This window comes from Rhizobium sp. YJ-22, assembly GCF_029601685.1.
Classification (GTDB): Bacteria; Pseudomonadota; Alphaproteobacteria; order Rhizobiales; family Rhizobiaceae; genus Metarhizobium.
The window spans coordinates 592631-607372 of sequence record NZ_JARRIR010000001.1; the positions used below are offsets into that span (position 1 = coordinate 592631).

Sequence of the window (14742 nt, forward strand, 5' to 3'; positions counted from 1 at the left end):
AATGCCATAGGATTATTTTCAGTGGCTCATCCCATTCTTCCCGCCCTCGCGCTTGCCGGCATCGCCCTGTGGAGCGGACTGCTGATGGCCGGCGGCGCACATGTGCGCGCCCGGGGCGAGCAGGCCGGAACCGCCGTCAGCGGCGACGACCTCGCCGCCATGTCGGCGGAAAGCGCCGAGGCGGAGGCGATCCTGTCGCAGGGCATGGCGGAGGCGGAAAGTGCGCCGCCGCCCGTAGCCCCTTCCGAGACCTCGCCTTTGATGGAGGAAAACAGGCCCGTGCGCCCGGCCGCGGCCGACGGTTTCGACAATCCTCTTGCCGACAACACCCAGCCGCTGGAGCGCATCGCGCCGAAGCAACAGCCCACGCCGCCGCCGGCTCCGCCCAAGCCGGCCCTGCTGCCGCGCCCGGTCACGGTCCAAGCCGGCCTCGTCACCGCCGGCGGGCGCAAGCTTGCCTTTGCGGGCCTCGTCGCCACCGATCCCGCCCGCACCTGCAGGGACACGGCCGGCCAAGACTGGCCGTGCGGTGCGCTCGCCGCCACCGCCCAGCGCCAGTTCCTGCGCAACCGCACCATCGCCTGCGACCTCAAGGGCAAGGACTGGGCGGACGGCAGCACCGCCACATGCAAGCTCGGAGACATCGATATCGGCGCCTGGCTGGTCGGCAATGGCTGGGCGGAGGCCGCCCCCGGCTCGGGCTACGAAAAGCTGCAGGAGGAGGCGCGCAAGGCCGGCGAGGGCCTGTTCGGCGACGACCCGCGCCGCAGCACCGCCGCCGGGGCGCCATGACGCCTCTCGTCTCGCGGGCCGCGGCAGCGCCCTTGCGCCGCCTTCCGCCACTCTCTATCTACGGCGCGATCTGCCAGTAGCATTTCCGGACGGAAAACCGCGATGCACTTTCCTGGAAACGCTCGAACGAACCGGAGACACCCGCATGACCGCGCTGACACCCCATGAAGCCCTGATCTATGCCATGGTGATGGCCTCGGCCGTCGACCGGACGATGAGCGACGGCGAACTGGCGCGCATCGGCGAGATCGTGCAGCATCTGCCGGTGTTCGACGGGTTCGATCCCGAGCGGCTGATCGCCGTGGCGCAGGATTGCACCGCGCTGGTCTCCGGCAATGAGGGTCTCGACATCGCGCTCGAAATCATCCGCGACACGCTGCCGCCGCGCCTGCGCGACACGGCTTATGCGCTGGCCGTCGAGATCGTCGCCGCAGATCGCCGGGTGGTGGCCGAGGAACTGCGCCTCCTGCAATTGCTGCGCGACCGCCTGGCGCTAGACAAGCTGACCGCAGCCGCCATCGAGCGCTCCGCCGAGGCGCGCTACCGGCCGCTTTAGAGTGTCGATCCTCGTTTCGCTCCGGTCGGATTATGCTCTGAAACTCAATACAATCCATTCGGAAAATAACGCAGATAGATTTCCTGCAGCCGTCCATTGCGCGACAGCATCAGCAGCGCATGGTCGATCGCCGCTGTCAGATCCTTGTCCTGCTTGCGCAGCATCACCGATAGCCCCTCGCCGAGATAGGTCTCGGAGAAATACGGACCATCGAACAGGCTGCAGCATGATTCGGCGGCGGGGCTGGCCGTCCAGAAGATCAGTTGCACGCCGTCCGTGAAGACGGCCTCGACCGATCCCGCCTTCAATGCCTCCAGAAGTGCCGCCCGGGTTTCGAAAGTGACCGGCACGATCCCGGGAAAATAGGCCTTCAGCATTTCCTCATGCGTCGTCGCGGCCAGCACGCCGACCTTGCGGCCGGCGAGCGCCGCCGCCGTTTCGCCCGCCGGCATCGCCTTGCGGTTCACGGCAAAGCGCGCCGGCAGCGCCAGGAATGGCCGCGAAAAACCAAAGCGCGCGCGCAACGCCGCCGTCGCCGCATGGCCGGCGATGGCCGCGTCCACCTGTCCGCTGTCCAACGCCGCCTCGATTTCACCGAACGGCATGGCCTGGATCTGGCACTTGTCGGCAACCTTCAACTCGGCACAGATCAACCGCGCAAGGTCGACCTGGAAGCCGGCAAGCCTGCCCGTCTGGTCCATGAAATTGAATGGCGGAAAATCGACCGTGGTGACGAAACGCAGGCGGGTGAGCGCCGACAGATCGGCCCCCGGCAGGCGATCGCGCGCGTCGAACAGCAGCGGCACCGTATGCGTCGGCTCGGTTCTCGCCATATTCGGGAGAGACAGAACCAAAAAAAACACGAGAAAAGTGCATTTACCCCAAAATTTTAGGGGTGCGAGACGCGGCGTCGCCATTATGATCCAACTCCAGATGTCGTTGTCACCACCTCGCACAAGGAGTTGACGACAACACGCGCAACCGTTGACCAAAGCCATCAGCGGATGGCCCGGCAACGGAGTCTCAGTCCGTGACGGGGTGTAGCAGGTTCATGCGCAACGGGAAATATCCAGACATCTGCAAACCGCCGGACACGGGCGGCGCGCCTTTCTCGATGCCAGCCATGACCGATGCCGAAATCGAGAGCGAAGTGCTGCGTCGCCTCGGCATTGGCGAGCCGCTGATCGCCGAAATGGCCGAGCGCGCCACGCAATCCGGCGCAACCCTGGAGCGTGAATTGCTGGCCAGCGGCGCCGTCAGCGAGCCGGCCTATTATGCCGGACTGGCGCACCTCCTGTCGCTTTCCTATCTCGACAAGATTCCCGAAGGGCGGCTGCCGGACACCGCCGCGCTCGACAGCCAGTTGACGCGCCCGATGATGGTCCGGTTGCAGCGCCCGCGCAAAAGCGCGCTGACGGCGCTGGCGCCCGAGGCGCGGCGGCTGCCGCAGACCATGGCGCTGCTCGCGCGCAATCCGGGCCTGCGCGCCGATATGGTCGTCGTCTCCGCCACGACGCTGCGCGCCGCCGTCTGGGAGGCGGGGCGAATGCGCCGCGTGCGCGACAGCATCACCGGCCTGTTCGAACGGCAGCCGCATCTTTCGGCGCGGGTGGTGTTCTGGGGGCGGCAAGGGTTTTATGCCGGGCTCGGCGTCTCCATGGTGATTGCCGGCCTCTTGCTGGCGCCGCACCCATCGATCGACGTGATCCATGTCGTGCTGACGCTGCTCTATTTCCTGACCTTCCTGATCAAATGCTGCGCCATCCGCCATTGCCGCGAGCCGGCGGCGCCGATCCCGCCCCTGCCGCCGCTGCGCGACCTGCCGGTCTACTCGGTCATGGTGGCGCTCTATCGCGAGGAACAGGTAGCGGCGCAGCTGGTGACGGCACTGCGGCGGCTGCGCTGGCCGACCTCGCGGCTCGACATCAAGCTGGTCTGCGAGGCGGACGATCACGCCACCATCCTGGCCCTGAAGTCCTTCGACCTGCCGCCGCATTTCGAGATCGTCGAGGTTCCGCCGATGGCGCCGCGCACCAAGCCGAAGGCGCTGACCTATGCCTTGACGGCCGCGCGCGGCAGCTATCTCGCCGTCTACGACGCCGAGGACCGGCCACATCCCGACCAATTGCGCGAGGCCTATGGCAGGTTCCGGCAGGCACCGGACGATATCGCCTGCCTGCAGGCGCCGCTGATCATCGCCAATGCCCGGCAATCCTGGCTGAGCGCACTGTTTTCGCTGGAATATTCGGCGCTGTTCCGGGCATTGCTGCCGATGCTGGCCCGCAGCCGCATGCCGCTGCCGCTCGGCGGCACCTCCAACCATTTCCGCACCGACGTGCTGCGCGCCGCCGGCGGCTGGGATCCGTTCAACGTGACCGAGGACGCCGATCTCGGCATGCGGCTCTACCGGCTCGGCTATCGCTCCGACGTGTTGCTGCGGCAGACGCTGGAGGATGCGCCGACCACGGCAAGGGTGTGGATGAACCAGCGCACCCGCTGGTTCAAGGGCTGGCTCCAGACCTGGTTGGTGATGATGCGCGCGCCGGCCGAACTGCGGCGCGAGATGGGAACCTCGGCCTTCGCCATGTTCAACCTACTGATCGGCGGCATGCTGATCTCGTCGCTTGCCCATCCCTTCATCCTGCTGTTCATCTTCGTGACCATCTGGGCGCTGATGCAGGCGCCGGGCGAAGGCCTGTCGATCGCCACGCAGATCCTGTTCGCCATGGATTTCACCAATATCCTCGGCAGCTACGCCGCCGTTCTCGGCGTCGGCAGCGCCGCAATGATCCGCCATGAAAAGAAGCTGATCGGCTGGCGCTGGCTCGCCTTGCCCGCCTATTGGATGATGGTCTCGGCTGCGGCCTGGCGCGCGGTTTTCGAACTGCGCAGCAACCCTTTCCTCTGGCACAAGACACCGCACGAGCCCGCGCGCTGCGCCAACGCCGCCGATTCACCGGCCAAGGCCGGGCAGACGGCAACGGCATCGACCGTCATGGCTTCAAAAAAATGAAATCATTTGCGTGAAAACCTGGAGCGGGTGAAGGGAATCGAACCCTCGTATTCAGCTTGGGAAGCTGCTGCTCTACCATTGAGCTACACCCGCGCGGGTTTTCTTCTCCACCAGTTCCCGCGGCCTGTCAAGGGAGCGACAGAATCAGGCGGGGCGGAAATGCTTGGAGAGTTTCAGGCCTTGCGCCTGATAGTTCGAGCCGAGACCTTCGCCGTAGAGGCCTTCGGGGCGTTCCAGCATGTGTTCGTAGACCAGGCGGCCGACGATCTGGCCATGTTCGAGGATGAAGGGCACCTCGTGGCTGCGGACTTCGAGGACGGCACGGCTGCCGGAGCCGCCGGCCTCGGCATGGCCGAAGCCGGGATCGAAGAAGCCGGCGTAATGGACGCGGAATTCGCCGACCAGCGTATCATAGGGCGTCATTTCCGCCGCGACCAGCGGCGGCACATGCACGGCCTCGCGCGAGACGAGGATGTAGAATTCGTCGGGATCGAGGATCAGCTCGTCGCGGCCGCGGCTATAGAGCGGCTCCCAGAAATCGAGCACGTCCTGCGCCGCCTTGGCGTCGACATCGATGACGGCCGTATGGTGCTTGCCGCGATAGCCGATGAGGCCGAGCGGGCCGGAGCCCTTGAGGTCGATGGACAGCGCGATGCCGCCGTTGGAGACGTTCGGCGCCTCGCTGGCGACGAGGGTTTCGCGCGTATGCAGGTCCAGAAGTTCGGCGTCGGCGAGCAGCGAATGGCCGATGCGGAAGCGGATCTGCGACAGGCGCGAGCCGCGGCGCACGACGATCGGGAAGGTGCGCGGGGAGATCTCCAGATAGAGCGGACCGTTATAGCCGGCGGGGATCTTGTCGAATTCCTGCGCCCGGTCGGTGATGACGCGGGTGAAGATGTCGAGCCGGCCTGTGGAGCTTTTCGGATTGGCGGAGGCCGACATGTCGGCCGGAAGGTCGAGGCTTTCCAGGAGCGGCACGATGTAGACGCAGCCGGTTTCCAGCACCGCGCCCACGCTCAGGTCGACCTCGTGCAGCTTCAGCCGCTCCAGCTTGTCGGCGACGGAATGGTTCGGACCCGGCATGAAGCTGGCGCGAACCCGATAAGCACGCGCGCCAAGGCGCAGGTCGAGGCTTGCCGGCTGGATCTGGTCGGAATCGAGCGCGGACTCGGAGTTCAGCCGCCCGGCGGTAAACAGCGCGCGGATCGCCTTGTCCGCCAGAATGCCTGTGGTCCTGGTCATCATGCCCTTCCTTTTGCGGCAGACAAAACCAAACCTGAGCAATTGACGCAAGCGGCAAGGCGCAGTATTCAGGCCGTTATCCCGTGGTGATTTGGCCGGTCGGCTTGCAGCCACGTTAAACAAGTGGCTAAAAGGACCGGGTTGAAAACCGGTTCGCTTTCGCGACCGGTTTTTTTGTTTTTGAAAGTGGTGATGGCATGTCTCAGAAATGGCGCCCCGCAACAACCCTCGTCCATGGCGGCACGACCCGCTCGCATCACGGCGAAACCTCCGAAGCGATCTTCCTGACGCAAGGCTTCGTCTATGACACGGCGGAAGCGGCCGAAGCCCGCTTCAAGGGCGAGACCGACGGCTTCATCTATGCCCGCTATGCCAGCCCCACCAACGACATGTTCGAAAAGCGCATGTGCGCGCTGGAAGGCGCCGAAGACGCCCGCGCCACCGCCTCCGGCATGGCCGCCGTCGCTTCCGCCATCCTCTGCCAGTTGAAGGCCGGCGATCATATCGTCGCCGCGCGCGCCCTGTTCGGCTCCTGCCGCTGGGTGGTCGAGACGCTGGCGCCGAAATACGGCATCGACTGCACGCTGATCGACGGCCGGGATCTCGCCAACTGGGAACAGGCGATCCGCCCCAACAGCAAGGTGTTCTTCCTCGAAAGCCCGACCAATCCGACGCTTGAGATCGTCGATATCGCTGGCGTCGCCAAGCTCGCCAATCAGATCGGCGCCAAGGTCGTGGTCGACAACGTCTTCGCCACGCCGCTCTTCCAGAAGCCGCTGGAACTCGGCGCGCATGTGGTCGTCTATTCCGCCACCAAGCATATCGACGGACAGGGCCGCTGCCTCGGCGGCGTCGTGCTCTCCGACAAGCAGTGGATCGACGAGAACCTGCACGATTATTTCCGCCATACCGGCCCGGCCATGTCGCCCTTCAATGCCTGGACGCTGCTGAAGGGGCTTGAAACCCTGCCGTTGCGCGTCAAGCAGCAGACCGAGAATGCGGCCCGCATCGCCGACTTCCTCGCCGACAGCAAGCAGATCGCCAGGGTGATCTATCCCGGCCGCGTCGACCATCCGCAGGCGGATCTCATCGCCCGGCAGATGAGCGGCGGCTCGACGCTGGTCGCTTTCGAGATGAAGGGCGGCAAGGCGGCAGCCTTCGCGCTGCAGAACGCTTTGGAAATCGTCAAGATTTCCAACAATCTCGGCGACGCCAAGAGCCTGATCACCCATCCGGCGACGACGACGCACAAGAACCTGACCGACGAAGCGCGCGCCGAACTGGGCATTTCCGCCGGCACCGTACGCCTCTCGGCCGGCATCGAGGATGCCGACGACCTGATCGCCGATTTCGAGCGGGCGCTGTCGAAGGTTTCAGCCTGAGCGACTGCCAGCATGGCGAGCAAATAAACATCCTTAACCTTTTTGCGCCATGATGGCGCAGAATTGGGTCAGAACGAAACGGGATCGGCCGGAAAGGAGACCTTTCCGGCCGTTCTTTTGTTATAAGGAATGGTGGCGGCATCGCTGGCAAGGATGCGGCGGCAGATGGTGAAGGTGTAGGGGATGTATCGCGCCCTGACGAGAGACATCGAAGTGGTCGTCGAACCGTTCTATCTGGAGGAGCAATCCGATCCGGACGACCAACGCTATGTCTGGGCCTACCGCATCGTCATCTCCAACCATTCGGATGCGCCGGTGCGCCTGCTCAACCGCTATTGGCATATTACCGACGAAAACGGCCAGGTGGACGAGGTGACCGGCCCCGGCGTGGTCGGCGAACAGCCGCGGCTGGAGCCCGGCGACACCTATGAATACTCCTCCGGCTGCCCGCTCGATACACCATCAGGCATGATGTTCGGGCATTACCAGATGGAGACCGACGACGGTGAGCTGTTCGACGTCGATATTCCCGCCTTTTCGCTGGATTCGCCCGGCCTGCGCCGCACCTTGAATTAAGCGCCGCAGGCTCGGGGCCTGCGGCGCTCTCATATTAGACGGTCTGTTCTTCGAATTCCGAGGGCTCGAACCGGTAGGTGGTCGAGCAGAATTCGCAGGTGACGGCGATATGATCGTCCTCGATGCTGTCCTTGATCTCCTCAGCCGACAATCCCGACAGCACGCCCTTGATCCGCTCGCGCGAACAGGAGCAGCGATCCGCGACCGCCTGCGGTTCGTAGACGCGCACGCCACGCTCGTGGAACAGGCGGAACAGCAGCCGTTCGGTGCCGACCTGCGGGTCGGTCAGTTCATGCGCATCGGCGGTGTCGACCAGCATCCGCGCTTCCGACCAGGAATCGTTTTCCAGATGATCGCCGTCGCGGTCGTCGCCGTCGCCGCCATGCAGGTCGGGCTGGCGCATGCGCTCCGGGGCCTCGGGCAGGAACTGGGCGATCAGGCCGCCGGCGCGCCAGCGATGGCGCGACTTGCCGTCGGCATCGCGGTCGAACAGTTCGGCGACGCCGAGGCGCACACGGGTCGGGATCTGCTCCGACTGGCGGAAATAAACGCCGGCGATATCCTCCAGCGTCGAGCCGTCCAGCGGCACGATGCCCTGGTAGGGCTGGGTATAGCCGCCCTGGTCGATGGTGAAGGCGAGCACGCCCTGGCCTAGAAGCTGATGCGGCTCAGCCAGGCCTGCAGCGACCGCCGCCTTGACGGCATCCTCGTCGAAGCGGGCATAGCCGCGCACGCTGTCCGGCGTCGAGAAATCGGCCACCAGCAGATCGACCGGCCCGTCGCTCTTGGTCTGCACCGTGAATTTGCCCGAGAATTTCAGCGAGGTGCCGATCAGCACCGTCAGCACGACGGTTTCCGCCAGCAGCCTGGCGACCGGCAGCGGATAGGCATGACGCCCGAGAATACTGTCGAGGATCGGCCCGAGCTGCACGGCGCGGCCGCGCACGTCCAGCCCGTCGACCTGGAACGGCACGACGCGATCGTCACCGGCGAAACCAAATTCGCCGAGTTCGGCCCCTGAATCTGCCATGATACGGCTCCTTACATCGAAACGAGCCGAAGCATTTTTCGCTCTCGTTCGAAAAGCGAAAATGGTCCGGCTCTGTGTTTTTACCTTGTTCCGGGCGGAAAACCGCTTCCGGTTGTCCTTTGGCTACCTAGATGGTCACGCCGGCGACGAAGGTCAAGCCGCCGGCGACAGCAAAACCCTGAGGTTCAGATTGCGCCCAGGCACCAGGCCAGAACCGATTTCTGCGCATGCAGCCGGTTTTCCGCCTCGTCGAACACCACCGACTGCGCGCCGTCGATCACCTCGTCGGTAACTTCCTCGCCGCGATGGGCGGGCAGGCAGTGCATGAACAGCGCCTCGGGCTTGGCATGGCGCATCAGCGCGCCGTTGACCTGGTAGGGCTGGAAGATGTTGTGGCCGCGCGCCTTGTGCTCCAGGTTCATCGACACCCAGGTGTCGGTGACCACGCAATCGGCGCCGTCAACGGCGCGCTCGGCATCGTGATACAGCTTGATGTCGCCGCCATTGTCGCGGGCCCAGTTGAGGATGCGGTCGATCGGCTCCGAGCCCATCGGCACCGCCATGTTCATGTGATAACCAAAGCGGGCCGCGCCCTCGACGAAGGAATGCAGCACATTGTTGCCGTCACCGGTCCAGGCGATGGTCTTGCCGGCAACCGGGCCGCGATGCTCCTCGAAGGTCATGATGTCGGCCATGATCTGGCAGGGATGCGTCTCGTCGGTCAGGCCGTTGATGACCGGAACGGTGGCGTGCTCGGCCATTTCCAGCAGGCGGCGGTGATCGGTGGTGCGGATCATGATCGCGTCGACATAACGCGACAGCACCTTGGCGGTGTCGCCGATGGTTTCGGCGCGGCCGAGCTGCATTTCCGTGCCCGACAGGAACAGCGTCTCGCCGCCGAGCTGGCGCATGCCGACATCGAAGGAAACGCGGGTGCGGGTGGAGGGTTTTTCGAAGATCATCGCCAGCATCTTGCCTTGAAGCGGCTTGTCCGCGGTTCCGGCCTTGGTGGCGGTTTTTCGGACGCGGGCGTCATCGATGATGCGACGCAGATCGTCCGCCGTCATGGCCGAGAGATCGAGGAAATGCTTCGGTGATGCCATGGTCCTGTCCTGTGCTTCTTTTTGCGCATTTCCGGACGGAAAACCGGTTTCCACTTTTCCCGGAAATGCTTCGCCCGCCCCTCCTGGAACTAGGCGGACTTCTTCAACTGTTCCTGTTGCAACTTCGCGGCTGCCCGCTCGATGCGGGCGATGCCGTCACGCGCCTCTTCCGCCGTGGTGGTCAGCGGCGGCAGGAGGCGGATGACATTGTCGCCGGCGAGAACGCCGAGCACATGCTCGTCGCGCATCGCCGCCAGCAATTCGCTATGGGGAACGCGCGCCTTGAGGCCGAGCATCAGCCCCTCGCCCCGCACGTCCTCGATGATATCGGGGAACCGGTCCTGCAACGAGGCCAAGCCCTGGCGGAAGACCAGCGCGACATCGCGCACATGCTCGAGGAAGCCGTCTTCCAGCACGATGTCGAGCACGGCATTGCCGATCGCCATGGCCATCGGGTTGCCGCCATAGGTGGTGCCGTGGGTGCCGGCGACCATGGGGGCCGCCGCTTCCGCCGTCGCCAGGCAGGCGCCGAGCGGGAAGCCGCCGCCGATGCCCTTGGCAACCGCCATGATATCGGGGGTGATGCCGGCCCATTCATGGGCAAACAGCTTGCCGGTGCGGCCGACGCCGCATTGCACTTCGTCGAGGATCAGCAACAGGCCATGCTCGTCGCAAAGTGCGCGAAGACCCTGCAGGAATTCGCGGCCGGCGGAGCGCAAGCCACCCTCGCCCTGCACCGGCTCGATGAGGATGGCCGCCGTCTCGTCGGTGATCGCGGCCTTGACGAGATCGAGGTCGCCGAAGGGGATCTGGTCGAAGCCGGGAGCCTTGGGGCCGAAACCTTCGAGATATTTCGCCTGGCCGCCGGCGGCGATGGTCGCCAGGGTGCGGCCATGGAAGGCGCCTTCGAAGGTGATGATGTGGAAGCGTTCGGGATGGCCCTTGGCATAATGATAACGCCGCGCGGTCTTGATCGCACATTCCAGCGCCTCGGCGCCGGAATTGGTGAAGAACACCTTGTCGGCGAAGGTCGCCGCCGTCAGGCGGGCGGCGAGCTTCTCCTGGCCGGGGCTTTCGTAGAGATTGGAGAGATGCCAGAGCTTTTCGGCCTGCGCCTTCATCGTCTCGACGAGATGGGGATGGGAATGGCCCAGCGAATTGACGGCGATCCCGGCGGCGAAATCGAGATAGCGCTCGCCGCTTTCGGTCACCAGCCAGACGCCCTCGCCGCGCTCGAACCGCAGCGGGATGCGATTGTAGGTCTCAAAGAGGGGCGTGGCTTCAGCCATGGCATAAACTCCCGGAAATGACGCGTTGGGGCAGGACCCAAAAAATCAAAATGCCGCCTTTCGGCGGCGCGGGCACTATCCCCATTTCCCGGCGGGTTGTCAACAAATCCGCGGGGATGCGAGCCTATCCGATCCGCGCAGGCAAGGGGCACGGAACCGTTGCAAATTTGACTCTATCGGCGAGCAAGTTGGGGAAAAACGCGAAATCGATTCGCGATGATTCCGGCGACTCTTGCCACGGAGTCAGCCTCACACTAGGTTAAAGTTCAATTACTAGACTGCATGCGGCGGAACTAGTCACCACAAATCGAGATGCGTTGCGCTCCGGAGCATCTTCGGGGCACGATGACGGATTCCGTCATCATCTGCAATGCGGACAGGCGGAGATAAGCATGAACTGGACAGACGAGCGGGTCGAGAAACTCAAGAAGCTTTGGGCCGAGGGTTTGAGCGCGAGCCAGATCGCCGCCCAGCTCGGCGGCGTCAGCCGCAATGCCGTGATCGGCAAGGTCCACCGCCTCAACCTGCCCGGCCGCGCCAAGGCCGGCGGCACGCCGGCCGCCGCCCGCACGCCCAAGCGCCCCGCAGCGGCGCCGGCGCCGCGCAATCCGGCCTTCGCGCCGCGCGCCGTCACCCGCACCGTTGCCCGCCCGGTCGGCGCCACGATGGTTCAGGAAGAGATCGAGATCGACGATACCGTCGAGGCAGCGCCCTACACCCCCTCCACACGCGGCAACGTGGTCGTGCCGATCTCGCGCCGTCTCGGCCTGACGGAACTGACCGAACGCACCTGCAAGTGGCCGGTCGGCGATCCGCTGAAGGACGATTTCCATTTCTGCGGCGGCGAAGCCCCGGAAAGCTCGCCCTATTGCACCTATCACCAGCGCCTCGCCTACCAGCCGGTCGCAGAGCGCCGCAAAATGCGCTAAACGTCAGTTCAACGAATTGAAATACGAACGCAGGGCTCTTCGGTCCCTGCGTTTTTTATTGGCCGAGACGGCAGTTCAGGCCCATTGCAGGCGTGGCGGGCCGGCGGCCTTCTCATAAGCGGCAAACCAGGCGCGGCGGTGGGCGAAATCAAGGAAATCGGCCGCGCTCATCGGGCGGGCGAAGGCATAGCCCTGCAGATGATCGCAGCCCATGTCGCGCAGCATGGCGGCATGTTCCATCGTCTCGACGCCTTCGGCGACGATTTCGATGGCGCAGGCCTTGCCGATGTCGATGATCGACTCGACCAGTTGCCGCTCGGTGGAAGACGACAGGATCGGCTTGATGAGCTGCCGATCGATCTTCAGCCGGCGCGGCGTCAACTTCAGCAGGCTGATGATCGAGGCATGACCGGTGCCGAAATCGTCGATCTCGAATTCGATGCCCAGCGACTTCAGCTTGTGGATGTTGCCGATCAGCGTCTCGTCATGCTCGTCGAAGGAAATGGACTCCAGCAATTCGAAGCAGACCGAGCCGGGACGCAGGCCGAGCGCCGCGACCCGCTCGTAGAGATGCGGATTGTGCAGCCGTTGCGCCGAGATGTTGACCGAGACCTTGGGGATGGCGAGATCATGCGCCGTCCACTGGTTGAAATGCACCAGCGCCTGTTCGAGAACGATCTGGTCGAGCGTACCGACGACGTTCAGGCTTTCGGCGATCTTCAGGAAGGCGGCCGGCGGCAGAATGCCCTTGGTGGGATGATCCCAGCGCACCAACGCCTCGACACCGGAGATCTCCAGCGTATGGGCGTCGAATTGCGGCTGGTAATAGGCGAGGAATTCGCCGGCCTCCAGCCCGCGCAGAATTTCGTCGGCTGTCTGCTTGGTGTGAACGACCGAGGAACGCAGCATGTCGGTGAAGAACTCGCAGCGATTGCGCCCGCGTCGCTTGGCCTCATAGAGCGCGATGTCGGCGTTGATCAGCAGTTCGTCATTGCGCTCGCAGGCATCGGTGCGCACCGCGATGCCGATGCTGGCCCCGGCGCGGCACTCGTGGCCCTCGAACAGGATCGGCTGACCCAGCGCCTCGATGATGCGGTCGGAAAGGCGCTGGTAATAGCCGCCGGCCTCGGGCATATCGGAAATGATGACGAATTCGTCGCCGCCGATGCGGGCGACGAAATCTTCCGGGCGGAGGCTGGCGCGCAGCACCTCGGCGGTATGCTTGAGAATCTCGTCGCCGGCGGCATGACCGAGCGTGTCGTTGATTTCCTTGAAGCGGTCGAGGTCGATATGCAGCACGGTCAGCGTCGCCCGGCCGTTCGGCGCCGCCGATTTCTGGGCCAGGATCTGGTCGAGATAGCGGCGGTTCGGCAGCTTGGTCAACGCATCATGCAGCGAATTGTGCTCCATCAGCAGGCGGGCCTGCTCGAGCTCGATGTTCTGCTGCTCGGCGCGCCGCTTGGCCTCCAGCAGTTCCTGCTGCAGGCGGATGTCGTCGCTGACATCCCAGTTGACGCCGACGATCTTCAGCGTGCCGGCTGGTGACATATAGGCCTGGCCGATGGCGCGCACATGGCGCACGAAACCTTCCGCCGTCACGATCCGGAACTGGCTTTGATAGGCGCCGACGCTGCGCAGCACCGCGTCGAATTCCTCTTCGGCACGGGCGCAGTCTTCCGGGTGCAGCACCTTTTTCCAATCGTGATAGGTACAGACGGTCTGGGTGGCGGAAACGCCATAGAGATTGCGCATCCGCTCGTCCCAGACCAGCACGCCGCTGGCGGCGTCATATTCCCAGATACCGGTGCGTGACGAGGTGACCGCTATCTTCAGGCGTTGCGACAGAACGCGTAGCGCCTCCTTGCCGCGTTCGAGATCGGCCATGTTGCGCTGGCGCTCCGCCGTCAGACGGCCGGCCCAGACCATCGGCAACAGGAGCAGCGCCCCGATTGCGATGCTGGCGCCGCGAAACCACCAGATATCCGCCGGCAGCCTTTCCCAGCCGCCCTTGGGAATGGCGGCGATACGCCATTTTTCCTGGGCCAGGTCAATGGTCATCTCCACCGGCCTGGAGCGGAACACCGCGCCGTCGCCGTAGAAGGGAATGCCGTATTGGCCTTCCGGCGAATTGTCGGCGATAGCGACGTCGATCGTCCGGTTTTCGGCGATATGGCTGTCGCGGTAGAGCCAGTCGAGATCGAGGACGGCCGAGACGATGCCCCAGAAGCGGCCGCTATAGGGCGAAGTCTGCGAGAAAACCGGATAGCGCACGATAATGCCGCGCCCGCCCTGCACCAGATCCAACGGACCGACAATGACGATCTTCCCGGTGGCGCGCACCCGCTCGACGCCGTCGCGCTGCTTTATCCGGTTGCGATAGTCGAGGCCCAGCACCTTCTCGTTGCCGCGCAGGGGATAGATGAGGTTGACCACCATATTGCGGGCGGCGGCGATGTTGCGGATCTGCGAGGCGTTCTGGAAAATGCGATAGCCGAGATCGTTGAAGCGCGCCTGGCTCATGTTCGGCTCGGTCTCGATGACCGAAACGAGACCCTGGATGAGTTCGACATTGCCGTTGATCTTGCCTTCGACGCGCGAGCGCACCAGGCTCAACTGCTCGGTGACCTGGGCGCGCAGATTTTCCTCGGCGATCCTGAGCTTCTGGTTGTCGGCGAACATGCCGGTCAGGATGACGACGACCAGCATGATCGCTGCCGGCAGATAGGGAAAGTTCACCATCCGCCGCCACAGGGCAGCGCAGGTTTCACCGATCCCCTTTGTCTGTCGTTCGTCCTGCATCGTCAGACCTCTCTGGGATGCCAATCTTGCC

At 64.3% G+C, this 14742-nt stretch carries 12 protein-coding genes, 1 tRNA gene and 1 riboswitch; of the genes, 6 read left to right on the plus strand and 7 right to left on the minus strand.

Features of this window, described 5'->3' with window-relative positions; all coding sequences use genetic code 11:
- The first annotated feature begins 21 nt into the window (after positions 1 to 21).
- Together P7F60_RS02815 and P7F60_RS02820 are read left to right on the plus strand one after the other, a co-directional pair.
- Positions 22 to 792, plus strand: a complete 771-nt coding sequence (locus tag P7F60_RS02815; RefSeq protein ID WP_277916175.1) for a thermonuclease family protein — start codon at positions 22 to 24, stop codon at positions 790 to 792.
- Positions 793 to 937: 145 nt separating this feature from the next.
- The gene (locus P7F60_RS02820) at positions 938 to 1348 is read left to right on the plus strand and encodes a tellurite resistance TerB family protein (RefSeq protein ID WP_277916176.1); all 411 of its coding nucleotides are present in this window, start codon (positions 938 to 940) and stop codon (positions 1346 to 1348) included.
- Between the two features lie 44 nt (positions 1349 to 1392).
- Here P7F60_RS02820 and P7F60_RS02825 read toward each other — a convergent pair whose 3' ends face one another.
- The gene (locus tag P7F60_RS02825) at positions 1393 to 2181 is read right to left on the minus strand and encodes a transporter substrate-binding domain-containing protein (protein ID WP_277916177.1); all 789 of its coding nucleotides are present in this window, start codon (positions 2179 to 2181) and stop codon (positions 1393 to 1395) included.
- Positions 2182 to 2471: 290 nt separating this feature from the next.
- Here P7F60_RS02825 and P7F60_RS02830 point away from each other — a divergent pair, with 290 nt between their 5' ends.
- Positions 2472 to 4361: a glycosyltransferase family 2 protein gene (locus P7F60_RS02830; RefSeq protein ID WP_277916178.1), complete on the plus strand. Its 1890-nt coding sequence runs from the start codon at positions 2472 to 2474 to the stop codon at positions 4359 to 4361.
- A 19-nt stretch (positions 4362 to 4380) separates the two neighbouring features.
- On the opposite strand, the gene P7F60_RS02835 is transcribed toward P7F60_RS02830, so the two are convergent.
- Together P7F60_RS02835 and P7F60_RS02840 are read right to left on the minus strand one after the other, a co-directional pair.
- Positions 4381 to 4454: transfer RNA gene (locus P7F60_RS02835), tRNA-Gly, on the minus strand.
- A gap of 51 nt (positions 4455 to 4505) precedes the next feature.
- The gene (locus P7F60_RS02840) at positions 4506 to 5603 is read right to left on the minus strand and encodes a 2'-deoxycytidine 5'-triphosphate deaminase (RefSeq protein ID WP_277916179.1); all 1098 of its coding nucleotides are present in this window, start codon (positions 5601 to 5603) and stop codon (positions 4506 to 4508) included.
- A gap of 73 nt (positions 5604 to 5676) precedes the next feature.
- A riboswitch (SAM riboswitch) is annotated at positions 5677 to 5754 on the plus strand.
- A gap of 46 nt (positions 5755 to 5800) precedes the next feature.
- On the opposite strand from P7F60_RS02840, the gene P7F60_RS02845 reads away from it, so the two are divergent.
- Together P7F60_RS02845 and apaG are read left to right on the plus strand one after the other, a co-directional pair.
- Positions 5801 to 6985, plus strand: a complete 1185-nt coding sequence (locus tag P7F60_RS02845; protein WP_277916180.1) for an O-succinylhomoserine sulfhydrylase — start codon at positions 5801 to 5803, stop codon at positions 6983 to 6985.
- Between the two features lie 183 nt (positions 6986 to 7168).
- Positions 7169 to 7561 (plus strand): Co2+/Mg2+ efflux protein ApaG, encoded by a 393-nt coding sequence (gene apaG / locus P7F60_RS02850; protein ID WP_277916181.1) that lies wholly within the window; start codon positions 7169 to 7171, stop codon positions 7559 to 7561.
- Between the two features lie 34 nt (positions 7562 to 7595).
- Here the strand turns inward: apaG and P7F60_RS02855 are convergent, their stop codons facing one another.
- From P7F60_RS02855 to P7F60_RS02865, 3 genes are all read right to left on the minus strand, one after another.
- Positions 7596 to 8591 (minus strand): Hsp33 family molecular chaperone, encoded by a 996-nt coding sequence (locus P7F60_RS02855; protein WP_277916182.1) that lies wholly within the window; start codon positions 8589 to 8591, stop codon positions 7596 to 7598.
- Between the two features lie 185 nt (positions 8592 to 8776).
- Positions 8777 to 9694 (minus strand): ornithine carbamoyltransferase, encoded by a 918-nt coding sequence (gene argF, locus P7F60_RS02860; RefSeq protein ID WP_277916183.1) that lies wholly within the window; start codon positions 9692 to 9694, stop codon positions 8777 to 8779.
- A gap of 89 nt (positions 9695 to 9783) precedes the next feature.
- Positions 9784 to 10983, minus strand: coding sequence for an aspartate aminotransferase family protein (locus P7F60_RS02865; RefSeq protein ID WP_277916184.1), 1200 nt, complete (start codon positions 10981 to 10983; stop codon positions 9784 to 9786).
- A 392-nt stretch (positions 10984 to 11375) separates the two neighbouring features.
- Here P7F60_RS02865 and P7F60_RS02870 point away from each other — a divergent pair, with 392 nt between their 5' ends.
- The gene (locus tag P7F60_RS02870; RefSeq protein WP_277916185.1) at positions 11376 to 11912 is read left to right on the plus strand and encodes a GcrA family cell cycle regulator; all 537 of its coding nucleotides are present in this window, start codon (positions 11376 to 11378) and stop codon (positions 11910 to 11912) included.
- 75 nt (positions 11913 to 11987) lie between these two features.
- On the opposite strand, the gene P7F60_RS02875 is transcribed toward P7F60_RS02870, so the two are convergent.
- The gene (locus P7F60_RS02875; RefSeq protein WP_277916499.1) at positions 11988 to 14651 is read right to left on the minus strand and encodes an EAL domain-containing protein; all 2664 of its coding nucleotides are present in this window, start codon (positions 14649 to 14651) and stop codon (positions 11988 to 11990) included.
- Positions 14652 to 14742 lie beyond the last annotated feature (91 nt).